The sequence below is a fragment of the Glaciecola nitratireducens FR1064 genome (assembly GCF_000226565.1).
In the GTDB taxonomy this organism is placed as follows: Bacteria; Pseudomonadota; Gammaproteobacteria; order Enterobacterales; family Alteromonadaceae; genus Glaciecola; species Glaciecola nitratireducens.
Window position 1 is genome coordinate 545699 of sequence record NC_016041.1, and the last position, 17277, is coordinate 562975.

Below are 17277 nucleotides of genomic sequence, written 5' to 3' on the forward strand. Positions count from 1 at the left end.
GATTCAATATCGCTAAAACGCTTGAATGAACTAGGATTATATGCGGTTGTTAAAAAGAAGTATTAAGTACATTTATAATGAATTAATATCAAGTTAGCATACAATACGAAAAACCATTTTAAAAAACAAAAATTTATCGAAGACATTGAGGACAGCCTATAACAAAGTAACTTTGCAAAAGTCTTGTGGGTAACATTGTGTCATATTCAATTCTGTGCATTCAAGTTATTGCGTTTTAAGCGGTTTTAAATCGACTTAACTGAAAAGAGTGATACTGATTATGAACCTACCAGTGAAGAACTTATGTTTGGCAGACCGGGTTATCAGAGGCGGCTTAAGCCTTAGCCTGTTAGTTTTCGCAGTACTTTGGGCTGAGCAAATTGGTGATGTCGTGCTACAAGTGCTTATTATTATTTTTGCAGGATTAAATTTCATTTCATTTGCTATTGGCTGGTGTCCTGTCTATAAATTGGCAAATATTTCTACCTGTAAGAAATAAAGCTTAACAAGGGTTTATATTGTCCAAACTACATTCGGCTATATCTGACATCAGCTTAAGGCGACGATTGATTATTGGCTCAATCAGCTTGGCGATTGCAGTATCTATCATTTTTATTGTAGTCGCCTATCGTTTAGCAAGTGACTTAGCTGAATCAACCGAAGTAAAACAGTTTAACAAACAATTTAGTTGGCTTTTTGAAGAGTTCGAAGTGTTACTCGATAATAATCAAAGCCCAAATCAACTCATTGATGCCTTAAAAGACACGCGCTCCTATAAAAGCATAGAAAGTGACATCGTTGCAATTGATATCATATCTCAACAACAGAAGTTTGCCGAAAATAATACGGTCAATCAGTCTATGATTTTAAATGAGCTTAAAGAATTAGACTTTCCTGAATCCGCGAATGGGACGTATTTTCTAAATGAACAACGTTTGTTTTGGCAATTTCAACGCACGCCAGAAAACACATTTTCTCTCTTAGTCGTATATAAAATTAGTAGCTTAGAAGCGGCTCTTGAATATGTTGCTAAGCGATTATCAATTACGGCTTTTTTAACTTTTTGGCTAGCAATATGGGCAGCCTTAACAATGTCAGCACTGATTACTAAGCGTTTCGAAGATAATCGTAAAAAGCTCGCTTTTCTAGCAATGCACGACAGTCTTTCCGGTTTAAAAAATCGCGCCTATTTACATGACTTTTTTGATAACGAAATAGAGCATAAATTATCAATTTCTTCGACTGAGAATGGCCCCATTGGGGCTTTGTTAATAATCGACTTAAACAAATTTAAAGACGTAAATGATACTTTTGGTCATGCAGTTGGCGATGACTTGTTAAAAGTTATCTCGTCTCGCTTGCAAGCATTGATTGCCGATAAAGATTTATTGGTTCGCTATGGTGGTGATGAGTTCGTTATTTGGTTTACGATGGAAGCATCTCGAGATGTTAATCTTTTAGTCTCTGATATACTTCATTGTTGCTCTCTTCCTGTGCCGCTAGTGGATTCACCGTTTGAAGTAGGGGCAAGTATCGGGATTGCTTATTGTCCGCAAGACGGCAACAAACTAGATACCTTATGTAAAAATGCTGATATAGCAATGTATCAAGCAAAAAAGATGCGAAATGGATTCGCGTTTTACCAAAAACAATTGCCGAACTTTAGTGAGAGGCAAGTGCTGCTGCGTGGACAGCTATCTCAGGCCCTCGAATTAAAACAATTTGTGCTCGTCTATCAACCTAAAGTGTCACTGCCTGACGGTAAAATTGTCGGCTTAGAAGCACTTGCCCGCTGGCAGCATCCTATAGATGGATTGTTATCCCCAGCTGTATTTATCGATTTGATCGAGCAAAGTGACGCAATACACAGCTTTAGTAGATTTGTTATTTCAGAAGCGATTAGACAGGGCAAAGAGTGGTTAGATATGTCAATTTCTCTGCCTATTTCTATAAATTTGTCAGCATATAATTTAGCCGACACTGACATAGTGCCCTATTTAAGAGAGCAGCTAGCGCTCTATCAGTTGCCAGCTCATTTGTTGGAAGTGGAGTTAACAGAAAGTGCTAGTATGATTGATGTGGAAGTTACTCAAAGAGCCTTTGCTGAATTACGTTCACTTGGAGTCAAAATATCTATCGATGATTTTGGAACTGGAATGAGCTCTTTTGCATATCTGCGCGAGCTTGATATGGATTATGTAAAAATAGATCGTTCCTTTGTTGCTTCTATGATGCTAGATAGGCGCAATGAATTAGTCGTTAAAGGTATTATTTCAATGTGCCATGATCTAGATAGAAAGGTTATTGCTGAGGGCATTGAAACGAAAGAACAGGCTCAAAAACTTTGTGAGCTAGGGTGTCGCTTTGGGCAAGGATACTATTTTGGACGCCCCGCTAGTGCTATAGATATCACTGAAGGTTTAGTCAGCACACCTGGGGATAAAGTTATTTAAAGCACAAGCCGAGAGGATATCGTCTAATCACGACGATAGTTTTTCGTTTCTATAGCTTTGTAACAGGCATACTAAAATCAAGCTGACGCCAAGCTTCATAGCTTACAATCGCAATGGAATTAGAGAGGTTGAGGCTGCGGGCATTCGCTAGCATTGGGATCCTAATCCGGCGATCTGGAGCAAAAGCGTCACGGATATCATCAGGTAAGCCTGAGGTTTCTGAGCCAAATAGAAGAACGTCACCCTCCTGATAAGTCGGTTCGTTATGCGGAATGGAGCCTTTGGTGGTTAACGCAAAAATTCTGCGCGGCCCCATTTCTTGTAAAAATGCATCGTAATTTTTATGAATAGTCACGTTTGCTAAATCACGATAATCAAGAGAGGCTCGTCTCAACTGCTTTTCTTCCATGCTAAAACCAAGAGGCTCAATTAGGTGCAAATGGCATCCATTGTTAGAGCAAAGCCTGATGGCATTACCGGTGTTCGGTGCAATTTGGGGTTCGAAAAGCGCGATATGAAACATGGGTAATTATTACCTAGTGTAAATACGTGAGAAAGAGGGTTATTCTTGTTTTTGTTCGCGGCTCAACAATGCAATAGCAGCTTCTTTGGCAGATTTGCCATTATAAAGTACCTGATATATTTGCTCACAAATGGGCATCTCAATATCGTTGGCCTGAGAAAGTAACCTTACTTCGTCAGTGTTGCGGTAGCCTTCAACAACTTGGCCAATACTTTCAATTGCTGCGTCGACGGTCATTCCTTTCCCAAGTGCTAGACCGAACCGTCGGTTTCGAGATTGATTGTCGGTGCACGTTAACACGAGGTCACCTAAGCCGGCCATTCCCATGAACGTTTCTTGCTTTGCGCCGATAGCTAAACCAAGCCGGCTCATTTCAGCAAGTCCGCGGGTAATCAAGGCTGTGCGGGCATTAGCACCAAAGCCAAGCCCATCGGCCAGACCCGCTCCTATCGCAATAACATTTTTGACAGCTCCGCCCAGCTGAACGCCAATTAAATCATCGTTTTTATAAACACGAAATCCTTTTGAGCAGTGCAGTTTTTGAGAAAACGACTCGCAAAGTTCAGTGTCGGTAGAAGACAAGGTAATAGCGGTGGGCAGCCCAGCAACCATTTCTTTAGCGAATGTTGGGCCAGACACTACGGCAATAGGAATGCTGCCGCCCAATACGTCTATGGCGACTTCTTGCAAGATTCTACCTGTGCCAGGTTCAAGACCTTTGGTTGCCCAAATTAGTCGGTGTTGCTCATTTAAAAATGGCTTTATTGCTTCTAGGTTTTCTTTGAAGGCGTGACTTGGTACGACGACAAGTATGTCTTTAGCGCTCTCTACCGTTTCTTTAAGATTGGCTGAAACTGATAGGGCATCAGGGAATACTGCATCGGGCAGGTATTTATCGTTGCGTCGAGTTTCACGCATTGTGGAAACGTGGTTTTCATCACGTCCCCACAGTACCGTTGGATTACCGTTTCGCGCTAAAACAAAGGCGAGCGCGGTGCCATAAGAGCCGGCACCGATGACTGCTGTGTTTGCTGTAAAATTGTTATCCATTTTTGCCTTCAAAGTTTTGCAGTGCTATGCGTCAAGCTGTTGCGGTGCATCAGGTGCTGCGCCGCCTTGCTCTGCACGCTTTTGCATGTATGCTGCAAATATCGCGTCGAAATTTACCGGTGCTAGGTTGAGCGGCGGGAAAGTACCACGGTTAACTAAATTCGACACCGCTTCACGTGCATATGGGAATAACATATTCGGGCAGAAAGAACCTAATGTGTGTGCTTTATTTTGATCCGGCATGTCGCCTACAGCAAAGATACCGGCCTGCTGAACTTCACATAAAAATGCGGTTTCTTCGCCAAGCGTTGCGGTAACGGTGATTGATAGAATCACTTCATACAAATTAGCATCAATTTCGTTTGTACGTGTGTCGATATCAAGCTTCACTTCAGGCTTCCATTCTTTTTGAAAAATGGCAGGGCTATTGGGCGTTTCAAACGAGATGTCTCTTGTATAAATTCGTTGAACGCTGAATTGCGCGCTTTGCTGAGCTTGTTCTGGTGCTGCTGCGGGTGTGTTGTTTTCTTCAGCCATGAATATTTCCTATTGATATTTCTTATCGTTATATTGTTTAAAAATGAAAAAAGGCTATGAGTACATAACCTTTTAGATTGTTTGAATCAGCGATATGTGAGCAATAACTCACATCGTGCTCAATCGTTACTACTTATGCGTTAAGTAGAGCCTCAAGTTTGCCTGCCGATTCTAGTGCGAATAAATCATCGCAGCCGCCTACATGGGTTTCGCCAATAAAAATTTGGGGAACCGTGGTTCGACCGTTTGCACGTTCGATCATGACAGGACGTAATTCTGGTTTTTTGTCTATTTCATGGTCAGTGAAAGTAACCCCTTTCTGCTCTAATAGCGCCTTTGCGCGCGAGCAATACGGACAATAACCTTTGGTAAATAATTCTACTTTTTGCATGTTTACTAATCTCTTATTTTGAGACGGGAAGGCTGGCTGACTGCCATGCACTCATTCCGCCTTTTAAAACGCTAACTTTCTCAAACCCTGCTTTCAACAACTGTGATGCTGTCTTTTTCGCAGTGGAACCCATCGCACAGACTACGATAATGGGTTTATCTTTTGATTTTTCAAGTTTTGCGAAGTTTCCGTCTTTCAGTTCTTCCGGCTTTATTTGCCTAGAACCTAAGATATGTCCTGCTTTGAATTCTTTTGGCGCGCGAATATCGAGTATCACAGCGTCTTCTTTATTCATGAGCAAGGTAGCGTCATGCGTTGAAAGTTCTTTGATTGGTGACAATGCTGCACCAACATAGGAATAAATGATAAGTACGACTAGCGCTACCCAGGCGATTGATAAAATTGAAATCAATGGCGTACTGGTAGCAAACTCTATTATCTGGTCCATAAAAAACGCTGTCATCCTGTTACTGTTTGAAGTTGGCAAAGTATATAGAAAAAAAGGACAGAAACCAGCATTTATGCGGTTTCATCTCGAATTCTTTTCAACTCGAATTGGCAAAGTGTTGTATCAAGAACAGTTTTTACACATCAAAATTTGATGATATAAAAAAAGTTTTATGCAAAAGCACGTAAAAATGATCATAAACAGTTTATAAGACTGCGTTTTATTGATAGCTTTAGGTACAGATTTTGTCATTTTTTTATTTTTCACTTTAACGCATCTATTTTCAAGGTTATTCATGACACATACTAAAACACCATTAGCGCTCATTATACTTGACGGTTGGGGGTATCGAGAAGACACAACAAACAACGCTATCGCGTTGGCCAATACTCCTGTTTTAGATGACTTGTATGCGACCAAACCTAACACCCTAATTTCCGGTTCAGGTTTAGATGTGGGATTACCAGAAGGGCAAATGGGAAACTCTGAAGTTGGCCATGTCAATTTGGGCGCCGGACGCGTCGTCTATCAGGACTTTACGAAAATTACGAAAGCTATTCATGATGGCACCTTCAAAACCAACCCGGTTATTGTTGGAGCAATCGATAAGGCTGTTGCTGCAGGAAAAGCTGTGCATATTATGGGATTGCTGTCGCCAGGCGGTGTTCATTCGCATGAGGAACATTTGTTTGCTGCAATCAAATTAGCCGCTGAAAAAGGCGCAAAGAGCATTTATTTACACGGCTTTACTGATGGTAGAGATACCGCGCCACGAAGCGCCGGCCCTTCTATCGAAGCTGCAGAAAAAATATTTTCTGATTTAGGCGTTGGTCAAGTTGCGAGCATTGTAGGACGTTATTTTGCTATGGATCGTGATAGCCGCTGGGATCGCGTTGAACAAGCTTACGATTTGATTATTTCAGCTCAGGGTAAATATGAATACGCTTCGGCATCTGAGGCACTGGAAGCCGCTTATGCTCGTGATGAAAATGATGAATTTGTTAAAGCATCGGTCATAAGCGGTTATTCAGGGGTTGAAAACGGTGACGCTATATTGTTTATGAATTTTAGAGCTGACCGTGCAAGAGCAATGTCACATGCAATGGTCGATGCGGATTTTAGCGGCTTCGAGCGCAGCAAAGTGGTAAAAACCGAGTTTATGATGTTAACCGAATTTGAGTCTAACTTGGATGTTCCGTGCGCCTACCCACCTGAGCCGCTTGTCAATGTGATGGGAGAGTGGTTATCAACTCATGACAAAACACAGCTGCGCATTAGTGAAACCGAAAAATTCGCTCACGTCACTTTTTTCTATAGTGGTGGTAAAGAAGATGAATATCCTGGCGAAAAACGCATTTTGATCCCTTCACCAGATGTAGCCACTTATGACTTGCAGCCTGAGATGAATTCCGAAAAATTGACGGATGAACTGGTTGCCGCTATTAAATCGAAAGAGTTTGATGCAATTATTTGCAACTATCCTAACGGTGATATGGTCGGACACACGGGCAAGTTAGATGCGGCTATTAAAGCCTGTGAAGCAGTTGATCATTGTCTTGGTCGCGTTCTTGAAGCACTTAAAGAAGTTGGCGGAGAGTGTTTGATTACAGCCGATCACGGAAATGCTGAACTAATGGTCAACCCTAACACTGGTGTTGCGCACACCGCGCACACAAGTGACCCAGTCCCGTTTATTTACTTTGGTCGTGATGCCACAGCAAGAAAGGGTGGAACGCTAAGTGACGTAGCACCAACGATGCTGCATCTGATGGGTATGGAGCAGCCGCCGGAGATGACCGGTAGCACCATAATGACCTTGAAAAAAAGCTAATTGAAGGTTTTTAAGGCAATGCAATGAAGTTGAGCATAATAAAAACAAAATGTAGCCTTGGTAGCTGTTTTCTAGCTGTCGGGCTATTTATGCTCATCCCGCACGCTTTTTCACAAGATACTGACTTGGCAACCATTCAAGAAAAGATCAAACAAACACAGGCCCAGCTGAACAAAAAGCTTGAATCTTCAGAGCGCTTGCAGCAAGAGCTAAAACTCGCCGAACTGGAAATTGCAAAAACGGCAACGCAGTTGAATCAAACCGATAAATCATTGCAGACAACGCGTCGAGAAACAGTCGAACTTGAAAGCGAAAAATTACGAATTTCAACTGTGATTAAAGAGCAGCAAAAGCAGCTTGCAGGTCAGCTTAAATCTGCGTTCATGGCAGGAAATTACGATTTTGCAAAGATGTTTTTTAATCAAGACGACGCTGGTCGGTTCGAACGAACGCTAACTTATTATCAATATCTAAATAAAGCGCGTCAGCAAGAAATTAGTAAATTTAGAGCACTGGTGTTGGAGCTTGAGCAACTGAATACAAAGTTAGCTGAAAAAACTCAGCGTTTAGAAAGCTTCTTGGTAACGCAAAAACAGCAAAGCAGTCAGTTGAGAGAACAACAAGCGTCACGGCATCAGAAGTTAAAACAACTGGATCAGCAGATAAAGTCTGATACTGCCAAGGTGAACCAGCTTCAACAAGAAGAGCGCTCGTTAATTAATGCCATCGAACAGGCAGAAATTGATGCGCGAAGCAGAACTAAAGATGAAGATATCGTTTTGGTAGGTTTAGCACAGTCAAAAGGAAAGCTAACGCGTCCCGCCGGTGGTAAAATCCAGCAGTTATTTGGCAAGAGAAGGCAGGGACAAGTACGCTGGAAAGGCATCGTTATTAACAGCAGTGAAGGTTCACCGGTTCAAGCAGTGCAAGACGGGAAAGTGCTTTATGCTGACTGGCTCAAAGGATTTGGTTTGGTGACGATAGTTGATCACGGCGAAGGCTACATGACGGTGTATGGACGCAATCAGGCCTTACTGAAACAGCCCGGTGATCCTGTGCTACAGGGCGAGACGATTGGTTTAGTTGGCAGTAGTGGAGGGCAATCGAGTCCAGGCTTATACTTTGAAATTCGTCATAAAGGTAAAGCGCTGAACCCGCAAAGCTGGTTAAAATAATAGGCTAATCAGTTTATTTCCGCCCAGACCAATAATAACGATGAGTATGACACCGGCAAACAGATTCGCCAGTAGCGTATTGGTATGCTCTTGCATTATTTTCTTTTGATTCATGACATACAGCAAAAACAGCACTGAAATTGGTAGCAAAAGTGCATTGGATGCTTGTGCTAAAATAATAATGCCTAGGGGTTTAAAGCCCGACGTTGCAACCAGCACCCCACAGACCAATATGCTGACACAAACCAACTTAAACTCCTTAGCCTGCAGTGTCGGTTGCCAAGAGAATAAACCACAAATTGCATATCCAGCCGCTAGGGGCGCTGTTATCGCGCTTGTCAGCCCCGCAGAAAATAAACCTAGCGCAAAAAACAAATTAGCATAATCACCCAAAATGGGTTCAAGCTGTGACGCAATGTTGCCTGGCGAAAGTACGTTACCCGTCAAGTAAAAAGCGTTCGCTGCGCACGACATAATAGCAAATGTCACAATGCCACCTAGACCAATTGATGAGAACAATTGTCGCTTGTGCGCAGGTAGTTCTGTGCTTATTTCAGCCTTAGATAGAGGCATCTCGCGCGATTGTTTAGCGCTTAGACCTGCATGCAAAAATAAATTGTAGGGAACGATGGTTGTGCCAATAATAGCAAGCAGTAAAGAGGTATTGGAAAAGCCAAATTGGCTTAAGCCCTTACTTAACGCGGCTGTGTCGATGCCGGCAATCAGCATGATAGTAATAAACACAACGCTCATTAATGCAACGAGGCCAATAAGTACTTTTTCAACCAGTTGATAGCGATTACTAAGTAGTAATATCAGAGCAATAGAGCCTAGGGTTAAAGCCCACAGCGTTATACTACCCGGCAATACGTTGGCCAAGCCTAGTGCTGCGCCCGTTAAATTCCCGCCTTCATAGGCTGCGTTACCAACGCCAATTGCTGCACACACTAGCGCAATACTAAACCATTTGATGAACGTATTTTGGCTGATATTGACGATAGCTTCTGATAGACCTTGGCCTGTTATTAAGCCCAAGCGAGACGCCATTTCTTGTAAAACGTAAGTTGCGAAAATTGAAAAACACAGTGCCCAAACTAGCCCATAACCCAAACTAGCGCCCGCCATTGATGCCGTGGTTACTGTGCCTGGCCCGATAAAAGCAGCGGCTATAATCAGTCCTGTTTTTCCTGATTTCATAAGTCGTTTTCCCCAAAACATCTTTTAATAGTTGTTATTCGTTTGGAATTCCCTCTATCATCTACTGCATTGTTCGAATTCGCAAATTTAAGTCTTCCAATTAATCATGAATTTACTGCTTATATATCAGAGTCCTGAAATCGCCGACATGCTGCATTCACGTTATTATGTTGAAGGAGCAATATTTGGTGCCGCTGTTACGCCTGAAATACCCATGCCTGATGTCTGGCTACCTTGGGCAATAAAAAATCATGGGCAAATGCAAAATAACCAACAAGCCGACTCGATTACAGATGCCTTGTTTGACTACTTTAAGTATTGTTTGCAGCAGATGAAGGATAACGCACAATGCCTGCCAAGTTATGCTGTTTTCGAAGATGATGGCGATGGTTTAGTGGATTTTCCAGGTAGTAATTCACCCCTTTCTCAATGGCTTCAAGGTCTTCTGATGGCGCATTCAAGCATGGAGTCAGTATGGCAACATGCGTGGCAACTCATGCAAGAGAAAGCGCCAGAGCAGGCACCTGTATTGGCAAAAAAGTTGAAGCACAGTTTGGGTATGTTTAGTACGTTTGCAGATAATGCGCTTGCTATGGAGCAGGCAAAAAAGAGAGGACAAGCGGATTTTGAACGAAAACTGCCCTTGATCGCTCTTTCGCTCCCTGAAGCCCTGAATACCTACGTTTCTATTTCAGGTGAGCTTGCAAGCTACCTACCAAATCAGTTTGAGACCTTTGTTCAAAAACCGGTTTAGTTACGGTCAGCTAAAACGGTTTTAGAATCGCTAAAATCACAATCGCAAGCAAGGCGAGCACGGGCAGCTCGTTGATCATTCGATAAAAGCGGGGGCTTTTTGTATTTTTATCTGCTGCAAACATCTTAAGCAACGAATACAGATAAAAATGGTAAACATAAAACAGCGCTACAATGGCTAATTTTGCGTGCAGCCACGCCAATGCTTTGAACCACGCTAAACCATATTGATACATTATCAATATTCCTAAGATGAGCGTTAGCAAGGCAAAGGGCGTCACGAAAAACCATAAACGACGTTCCATTATTTTAAATTGGTCTTTGGTTTCCTGATGCTGACTCTCTGCGTGGTACACAAATAATCGGGGTAGATAGAAAATACCAGCCATCCATGCAATCATAAAAAACACATGAAAAGCTTTTAACCACAAAATACTCATCGCTCTACCTTTTTACTTTATCGTTTGGTTGTTTGAATAAATAGTTTAGTGCTGCTGTCTAAACAAGTAAGAATGCAGCATATTCCACGTAATTATCCCTATTATCTTAGGCTTGCCGTGTTCGAAAACATGAGCGTCAACATCAAGTTCTTGGTATATATAAACCGCGCCTTGTCTTTGTTTATGCAGTGTTTCGTATACCTCAGCCATGGTCGATTGGTCACTTAAACCTTCCATTTGATGAATAGCCAATGGCAGCACGCCTTCTTGCAAACTCACATCCATTGACACTATCTGATATTGCCTGTCTATTTCAAATATTTGTTCTTGCAGCACCAGTTGGTTGGGGTTGGATTGCAGATATTTATACAAAGCGGCTTTCGGTGCATCAACAAAGTGTTTAAATTCTGTTTGCATAATAGCCATCACGCCAGTTTCTTGTAGTGAGTCTCGGATAGATGACGTGGTGTAGGGGAGATTTTGAAATTCTAATTGCTGAATGAATATAGAGCGGTTATTGCATAATTGTTTGCTAGTGACATAAGCACTCACAATCACCACAATGGCAGGCAGTATGACCTGAGAATTTCCTGATAACTCCATTACGGAGGACAGCGCTGCCATAGGAGCATGCAGAACTGCTGCCAACATACCTGCTAATCCGAGCAAAGCAAATGTCGACGTCATCTCGCTTTGATCGCTCATACTGTAAAGCGGCTGCAGAAGAATGACGCCTGCCAGCATGCCGATGATCATAACAGCACCGATAATGCCGCCGGGTACACCTAGTCCGATAGCGAATACGGCAAGAACGAACTTTAGTGCGAATAGCAGCAGTAGTAAACTTAATTGTGGATCATTGGCGAATAAGGTTTCAATAGCCGCAAACTCAGCCCCTAATGCCTGCGGCATAAAGTAACCAACAATTCCGGTGATAACAGCAGCAAGCAGCAAACGCGTTATCATGTTGACATGACGAAACAACCTTATGACTAGCATAAGTTGTTTGTTAAATAGTGCTGCCAACAAACCAAGCGCAATGCCAAACACAATTAGATATGGCAGCAATATATTATCGATAACTTGAAAGTTTAGAAACGTTAGCTCGTTTTCGTTACCAAATACGATCCGCGTTAAAACTGAACCACAAGCTGCGGCGAGCATAACTGGGATAAAAACGTGAACTCGGTATTGACGCAAAACGACTTCCATGACGAAAATCACGGCGGCGAATGGCGTATTAAATGCGGCCGCTACACCTGCTGCAATGCCACAGCCGGTCAATATCCGTAAACTATTAAAAGGTAGCCTGAACCATTGACCTAAAAAGTGACTTCCTGCGGCAGCTAAATGCACGGTAGGGCCTTCTTTACCAACAACAAGTCCTCCGGCTAAAGAAAACACACCACCAAAAAACTGGTTGATAGAGGTTCTTAGAGGAATATGCCCATAGCGTGTTTTGATGCGATGGATAACAAAAGGAATACCCATTCGATAATGCTTAAACCCAGTCAGTTTAGCGACAAAAATAACACAAATAATTGCCGATACGGGCAAGAAAAAAAGGTATTTGCTCTCGATTGCAGCGTACTGCGCTACGCCACCAAGAAGCATTTTTTGTATAAATTCAAAAGATAATCTGAATACAATAATAATACTTGCTGCGCACACACCCGCAATGATGCCTAATAAGCACAATTGAAGTGATGTTCTTGGGTGCGAGACTTCTCGCCTCAAGGATTCCAGTAAGGAGCGCAGAAACATGATGTGTTTGGGTTTATACTGGTTGCGAATAGGTCTATCATAGCGGTTTGAGCACCCCCTTGCTATCGGTGATTCGGTTCTCGTTGCTCTTTTTATATTTAGATATCAATAACAATGCCCTGAATTGTGGAGATTTCATTGAAATTAAGCGAACTGCGCGGCCAACTTGGTTTTGTCAGATATTACTTAGCCCTAGCTTTTGTGCTTGCGTGTGTGTTTTACGCGGGTCATGAGTATGCGGACAAAAAGAATCACCTGCTATCCGCTGAGATAGATGTGATGCAGAGTAGTATCGACAACTTAAAACTAGAAAATCAAACCTTAAATTCTGAGCTAAATGTCAAGAAAGTTGAGCTAGAGGTAGCAAGTATTGCGAATGAACAGGCTCAATTATCGTATAAAGAATTTATGCGCAAAGATGCTGAACTTCGTGAGCAGATTAGTTTTTATCAAAAGGTCATGGCGCCAGAGTTGACACAGGACGGTTTCGTAATTGAAAGTGTTGAAATATTATCAACAGCAAGCACTAATAATTACGCAGTTTCAGTCATGATGCTGCAACGTGAAAACATCAAAGCGATCATCAAAGGAACGCTAAATATTACGCTGCAAGGAAGTCAGAACACCGTACCGATCAAGTATAATTTAAAAGAATTGCTAGATGATAAAAGCAACAATATGGCGTTTTCATTTAAATATTTTCAAGTGCTTGAATTAAGAGTGACGCTACCTGAAAACTTTATTCCTGAACAAATTGAAATCAAAACAGACATCTACAAGTATAAAACAAAACGCGGTTCGTACGCTCGCACAATACAATGGAAAGAAGCTTTCAGTGAATCCGATTGAATACTTGATTAAATTACTCAGGTATTAGATAATTCGCGCCCGGTATTTTTAGCCCAACGCTTTTATTAGAGGAATATTATGTCTGAAGAAATGGCATTGCCAATTGAGTTTTCTGAAGCTGCGGCAAAAAAAGTGAAAACATTAATTATTGAGGAAGAAAATCCTGAGTTAAAACTCCGTGTATATGTTACTGGCGGTGGTTGTTCAGGGTTTCAATATGGCTTTACGTTTGATGAAAAAGTCAACGAAGGTGATATGACAATTGAAAAAGAGAGCGTTACCTTGGTGATTGATCCGATGAGCTTGCAGTATCTGGTTGGCGGTATTGTTGATTATACTGAAGGCTTGGATGGCTCGCGTTTTTTCGTCAATAACCCTAATGCATCAACCACTTGTGGTTGTGGTGCAAGCTTCAGTATTTAGTAGATAAATAACCAGTATAAAATGAAGAGCGTGTAAAAATTATGAAGCTAATTGGTTCAACAACATCACCTTACGTTCGTCGCTTACGCATTTGGATGAGCGACATTGAGCACGGCTTTGAGCAAGTTGATATATTCAACAGTGCGGATCGCGCGAGACTGGTCACGTCGAATCCAACCCTAAAGGTTCCTATGCTAGAAGATGGCAAACGCACCATCTTCGACTCAGGCGCAATCTATCGTTATTTAACGAAAAAGTTGAGCAAGCAGGAACTCAGTTGGGAGCAGACTAATTTATTGACGCTGATCGACTCGGCAAATGATTCACTGGTACAGATTTTTTTGTTGTCTCGCTCTGATATCGATACTAGTGCTGACAAGTTATATTTTCGTTTACAAAGAGAGCGCTTTGATGTGATTTTTGCTGAGCTGAATAAAGCAGCTGAAGAAGGTCAATTCGAAGAGTGGAATTACGCTACTATCAGCCTATTTTGTTTGCTCGATTGGGTCTCATTCCGCGAAAGATATGATTATTCATCGCTGTCGGCTTTAGTTGATTTTCATAATGCGACGAAAGAAAGACAGGAAGTGCGGGCAACAGACCCTCGATAAGATAGGTTCCACACGCTAATTTAATATTGAGGGAAATGCACTTCAGCTCTAATGGCAACACCAAAGGAGGTCCTGAAATTTTCCTCGCGCAACCACAGTACAAAAGGCTCGACCTCTAAGAATAGCCAAGGTCGAAGTATATTCCGTTTATATCTCATACTTACCAATACTTGCTCTTCGCGATAAGACGGTTTGTTTAGACCATCTACCAACGCCGTAAATAGGTAGCTGGTTTTGCTATCATGCAAATATAGGTACTGTATTTCATGACGCCAGAAAAGATCTTCACTCTTATCTCGATAGCGAAACGTATTATCGAATTCAATCGCTTCATTTTGCGATATTGTATGATTCAGTGATATTTTGGTTTCGACTCCTATTTGATCGTCGCTGTAGTAATTCACTTCCGCATAGTAATTCATGCTGTTTTGTTGATTTAGCTCTACTCTATCGCTATATCGGGCGCGAGTATAAACTTGGGAACCGCGTCCAAGGCCAATACGATACGCTATTTTTGAATCCGGTTTATCTCTAAATTGCAGTGCAACGGTCGCTTGGTCGTCGTTTCCTAACTGTTGATTACGCGCTGCTTTGACGGCTTGTTGATTTAAATCCCCTTCGTCATCTGAGAGCAGCAGTTCTACTCGATCTTGCAGCGCTGGTAGTTTCACGCGAATTTTAAAACGAAAATCTAATTGGCCTAAATCACCGCTTCTTGGCTCCCATCCGAAGCGCAGCTTGCCGGACGCCTTAGCTCGCTTGGCTGACGGAGTATGCTCGGCAACAAACCACTTGTTAACTTCTATTACCGAACTCTCAATTCCGTAATTAAAATGGCAATACCAGTCGTCTAACCAAGGCTGCGCATCACAATAACGGAACTCTGAAGTCGATAACTTTGGTACTTCTTGGGCTGGTTGCTTCTTATCTGTCTCTGAATTTGTAAGGTCGGATGCTTGAGTGGCAGGTTCGGTAATTTCTTTTTGCACTGTTTCTATTGTATTTGAATCCGCTGTATGTGATTGTGCAGCAGCTGGAAAATGAATAGTTACGGCACTAAAAAGCAATAGGCAGCAGACCACCTTAATCGCCCTGTAGCGATGTTCTTTTGCTGGATATGAGCAGTCAGTCACGTCATTCATCCATGCACTTAATGATGACGAAATTTGTGCAAATCCTTGATTCGGAACATAAGTGTAAAAACAAGTTAATTAAAGCCAGTGATATTTGTTAAAAGCAACGTATAATACATTTTATGAGCTGATGTTGCCCTAGAGGTCGTGATATTCAGTTTTTAGCATCTACTGATTAGTAGAAGGTAGCAAAAAAAACAAAACTTTAACAATGGAGATTTACAAATGGGTCCTAGCGTTTGGAGCATTATAGTTATATTGCTAATAGTTGTTTTACTATTTGGCACAAAGAAATTACGCAATGTCGGCGGTGACTTAGGCTCTGCGCTTAAGGGATTCAAAAAGGCCTTAAGTGATGATGATGCCGATTCAGACAAAAAAGACACGGACAAAGACGCGGATTTTGGATCTGTGGAAGACAAGCGCGCGTCTGAAGAAACGGTAAAACCAAGCGAAACCAAAACTAAGACAACTACGAAAGAGTAGCACATGTTCGATATCAGTTTTTGGGAACTCTTCATCGTTGGCATTGTAGCCCTACTCATACTTGGGCCTGAGCGTTTGCCCGGTGCAATTCGCTCAACGGTAAAAACAGTGCGGAGCGTGAAAAACATGGCTTCAGGTTTTAAAACCGAAATTGAAGAGCAGTTGCGCGTGCATGAGTTGCATGAAAACTTAAAAAAAGCGGAAAAGGTGGGGCTTGAAAATGTCAGTCCTGAAATTGCTCAAAGCGTGGAAGAGTTAAAACAAGCGGCACTATCTGTGCAGCAGCCCTACAAAAAAGCGGACAAAGACGCTAGTAAGACAGATGCTCTCGATAAAGAGCCTCATGATAAACAAGCTCACGAGAAAGAATCTATCAGTAATATTGCTCAAGAAACCGAAAAGAAAAGTAAAGATGACCACACAAAGTAGTTTTATTACCCACCTTGTTGAGTTACGAAGCCGCGTACTAAAAGCACTTGCGTCTGTTCTCGTTATTTTCATGGCCCTGGCCTATTGGGCGCAAGACCTCTACGGAATATTAGCCGCACCGCTGGTGGCGACAATTCCGGAAGGGGCGTCGATGATTGCAACCAGTGTTGCTTCGCCGTTCTTCGCACCATTTAAACTTACGATGGTGTTGTCTTTCTTTATTGCTATTCCTTATGTTCTATATCAAATTTGGGGCTTTATCGCGCCTGGTTTGTATCGCAATGAAAAGAAGCTAGTTGCACCACTTTTACTTTCTAGCACATTGCTATTTTATAGTGGAATGGCTTTCGCATATTTTGTTGTTTTCCCGCTTGCGTTTAGTTTTTTCGCCGCCGTTGCTCCAGATGATGTGCTCATTAGCCCTGATATTTCCGAATACTTAAGCTTTGTATTAAAAATATTTTTTGCCTTCGGAGTGGCGTTTGAAATACCGGTCGCCATTATATTAATGTGTTGGACTGGCATGACGACGCCTGATCAGCTTCGTGCAAAACGTTCACACGTTATTGTTGCCGCTTTTGTAGTCGGTATGCTACTAACACCACCTGACGTTATTTCCCAAGTATTACTCGCTATTCCCATGTGGTTTTTGTTTGAAGTGGGCGTTGTTGTTGGAGGTTGGTATACCAAGAATGCGAGGCGAGATCAGGATCCCGACGATGAAGTTTCCATGGATCCAAAGCCAGAAGAAGAAAAAAATAATTAATAAAATAAGGCCAATCCT

Annotated in this window: 19 protein-coding genes and 1 pseudogene; 11 read left to right on the forward strand and 9 right to left on the reverse strand. The window is 42.1% G+C overall.

What is annotated here, in order from left to right:
• Positions 1 to 280: 280 nt before the first annotated feature.
• Both GNIT_RS02325 and GNIT_RS02330 read left to right on the forward strand, forming a co-directional pair.
• Positions 281 to 499: a YgaP family membrane protein gene (locus tag GNIT_RS02325; RefSeq protein ID WP_014107523.1), complete on the forward strand. Its 219-nt coding sequence runs from the start codon at positions 281 to 283 to the stop codon at positions 497 to 499.
• 19 nt (positions 500 to 518) lie between these two features.
• On the forward strand, positions 519 to 2453 hold the full coding sequence (locus GNIT_RS02330; RefSeq protein ID WP_148261681.1) for a putative bifunctional diguanylate cyclase/phosphodiesterase: 1935 nt from the start codon (positions 519 to 521) through the stop codon (positions 2451 to 2453).
• A 49-nt stretch (positions 2454 to 2502) separates the two neighbouring features.
• On the opposite strand, the gene GNIT_RS02335 is transcribed toward GNIT_RS02330, so the two are convergent.
• The 5 genes from GNIT_RS02335 to GNIT_RS02355 all read right to left on the reverse strand — a co-directional run bounded on the left by GNIT_RS02335 (position 2503) and on the right by GNIT_RS02355 (position 5402).
• A complete protein-coding gene (locus GNIT_RS02335; RefSeq protein ID WP_014107525.1) occupies positions 2503 to 2976 on the reverse strand; it encodes a tRNA (cytidine(34)-2'-O)-methyltransferase in 474 nt (157 codons plus the stop codon).
• 39 nt (positions 2977 to 3015) lie between these two features.
• A complete protein-coding gene (gpsA, locus tag GNIT_RS02340) occupies positions 3016 to 4026 on the reverse strand; it encodes an NAD(P)H-dependent glycerol-3-phosphate dehydrogenase (RefSeq protein ID WP_014107526.1) in 1011 nt (336 codons plus the stop codon).
• A gap of 24 nt (positions 4027 to 4050) precedes the next feature.
• Entirely contained in the window at positions 4051 to 4563 is a 513-nt protein-coding gene (gene secB, locus GNIT_RS02345) for a protein-export chaperone SecB (protein ID WP_014107527.1), read from the reverse strand.
• 133 nt (positions 4564 to 4696) lie between these two features.
• The gene (gene grxC / locus GNIT_RS02350; RefSeq protein ID WP_014107528.1) at positions 4697 to 4954 is read right to left on the reverse strand and encodes a glutaredoxin 3; all 258 of its coding nucleotides are present in this window, start codon (positions 4952 to 4954) and stop codon (positions 4697 to 4699) included.
• A gap of 13 nt (positions 4955 to 4967) precedes the next feature.
• On the reverse strand, positions 4968 to 5402 hold the full coding sequence (locus GNIT_RS02355) for a rhodanese-like domain-containing protein (protein ID WP_041246270.1): 435 nt from the start codon (positions 5400 to 5402) through the stop codon (positions 4968 to 4970).
• Positions 5403 to 5697: 295 nt separating this feature from the next.
• Here GNIT_RS02355 and gpmI point away from each other — a divergent pair, with 295 nt between their 5' ends.
• Positions 5698 to 7233, forward strand: coding sequence for a 2,3-bisphosphoglycerate-independent phosphoglycerate mutase (gene gpmI, locus GNIT_RS02360; RefSeq protein ID WP_014107530.1), 1536 nt, complete (start codon positions 5698 to 5700; stop codon positions 7231 to 7233).
• Between the two features lie 23 nt (positions 7234 to 7256).
• Positions 7257 to 8408 carry a murein hydrolase activator EnvC family protein gene (locus GNIT_RS02365; protein ID WP_014107531.1) on the forward strand — a complete coding sequence of 384 codons (1152 nt, stop codon included), beginning with the start codon at positions 7257 to 7259 and terminating at the stop codon, positions 8406 to 8408.
• On the opposite strand, the gene GNIT_RS02370 is transcribed toward GNIT_RS02365, so the two are convergent.
• Positions 8400 to 9605, reverse strand: coding sequence for an Nramp family divalent metal transporter (locus GNIT_RS02370; protein WP_014107532.1), 1206 nt, complete (start codon positions 9603 to 9605; stop codon positions 8400 to 8402). The two genes, GNIT_RS02365 and GNIT_RS02370, sit on opposite strands and share 9 nt — an antisense overlap.
• A 106-nt stretch (positions 9606 to 9711) precedes the next feature.
• On the opposite strand from GNIT_RS02370, the gene GNIT_RS02375 reads away from it, so the two are divergent.
• Complete coding sequence (locus GNIT_RS02375) at positions 9712 to 10359, forward strand: UPF0149 family protein (RefSeq protein ID WP_014107533.1); 648 nt, start codon at positions 9712 to 9714, stop codon at positions 10357 to 10359.
• A 10-nt stretch (positions 10360 to 10369) separates the two neighbouring features.
• Here the strand turns inward: GNIT_RS02375 and GNIT_RS02380 are convergent, their stop codons facing one another.
• Together GNIT_RS02380 and GNIT_RS02385 are read right to left on the reverse strand one after the other, a co-directional pair.
• Positions 10370 to 10798 carry a CopD family protein gene (locus GNIT_RS02380; protein WP_014107534.1) on the reverse strand — a complete coding sequence of 143 codons (429 nt, stop codon included), beginning with the start codon at positions 10796 to 10798 and terminating at the stop codon, positions 10370 to 10372.
• Between the two features lie 45 nt (positions 10799 to 10843).
• Complete coding sequence (locus GNIT_RS02385; RefSeq protein ID WP_041246271.1) at positions 10844 to 12562, reverse strand: chloride channel protein; 1719 nt, start codon at positions 12560 to 12562, stop codon at positions 10844 to 10846.
• Positions 12563 to 12700: 138 nt separating this feature from the next.
• Here GNIT_RS02385 and GNIT_RS02390 point away from each other — a divergent pair, with 138 nt between their 5' ends.
• From GNIT_RS02390 to GNIT_RS02400, 3 genes are all read left to right on the forward strand, one after another.
• The gene (locus GNIT_RS02390; protein ID WP_014107536.1) at positions 12701 to 13411 is read left to right on the forward strand and encodes a DUF6776 family protein; all 711 of its coding nucleotides are present in this window, start codon (positions 12701 to 12703) and stop codon (positions 13409 to 13411) included.
• A gap of 78 nt (positions 13412 to 13489) precedes the next feature.
• Positions 13490 to 13834, forward strand: coding sequence for an iron-sulfur cluster insertion protein ErpA (erpA, locus tag GNIT_RS02395; RefSeq protein ID WP_014107537.1), 345 nt, complete (start codon positions 13490 to 13492; stop codon positions 13832 to 13834).
• A gap of 41 nt (positions 13835 to 13875) precedes the next feature.
• Positions 13876 to 14445 carry a glutathione S-transferase family protein gene (locus tag GNIT_RS02400; RefSeq protein ID WP_014107538.1) on the forward strand — a complete coding sequence of 190 codons (570 nt, stop codon included), beginning with the start codon at positions 13876 to 13878 and terminating at the stop codon, positions 14443 to 14445.
• 20 nt (positions 14446 to 14465) lie between these two features.
• Here the strand turns inward: GNIT_RS02400 and GNIT_RS02405 are convergent, their stop codons facing one another.
• Positions 14466 to 15587, reverse strand: coding sequence for a hypothetical protein (locus tag GNIT_RS02405; RefSeq protein WP_014107539.1), 1122 nt, complete (start codon positions 15585 to 15587; stop codon positions 14466 to 14468).
• A 216-nt stretch (positions 15588 to 15803) separates the two neighbouring features.
• Here GNIT_RS02405 and tatA point away from each other — a divergent pair, with 216 nt between their 5' ends.
• The 3 genes and pseudogenes from tatA to tatC all read left to right on the forward strand — a co-directional run bounded on the left by tatA (position 15804) and on the right by tatC (position 17259).
• The gene (gene tatA / locus GNIT_RS02410; RefSeq protein ID WP_014107540.1) at positions 15804 to 16064 is read left to right on the forward strand and encodes a twin-arginine translocase TatA/TatE family subunit; all 261 of its coding nucleotides are present in this window, start codon (positions 15804 to 15806) and stop codon (positions 16062 to 16064) included.
• A 3-nt stretch (positions 16065 to 16067) separates the two neighbouring features.
• A pseudogene (gene tatB, locus GNIT_RS02415) lies at positions 16068 to 16361 on the forward strand (Sec-independent protein translocase protein TatB); the annotation flags it as partial.
• A 115-nt stretch (positions 16362 to 16476) separates the two neighbouring features.
• The gene (gene tatC, locus GNIT_RS02420; protein ID WP_014107542.1) at positions 16477 to 17259 is read left to right on the forward strand and encodes a twin-arginine translocase subunit TatC; all 783 of its coding nucleotides are present in this window, start codon (positions 16477 to 16479) and stop codon (positions 17257 to 17259) included.
• Positions 17260 to 17277 lie beyond the last annotated feature (18 nt).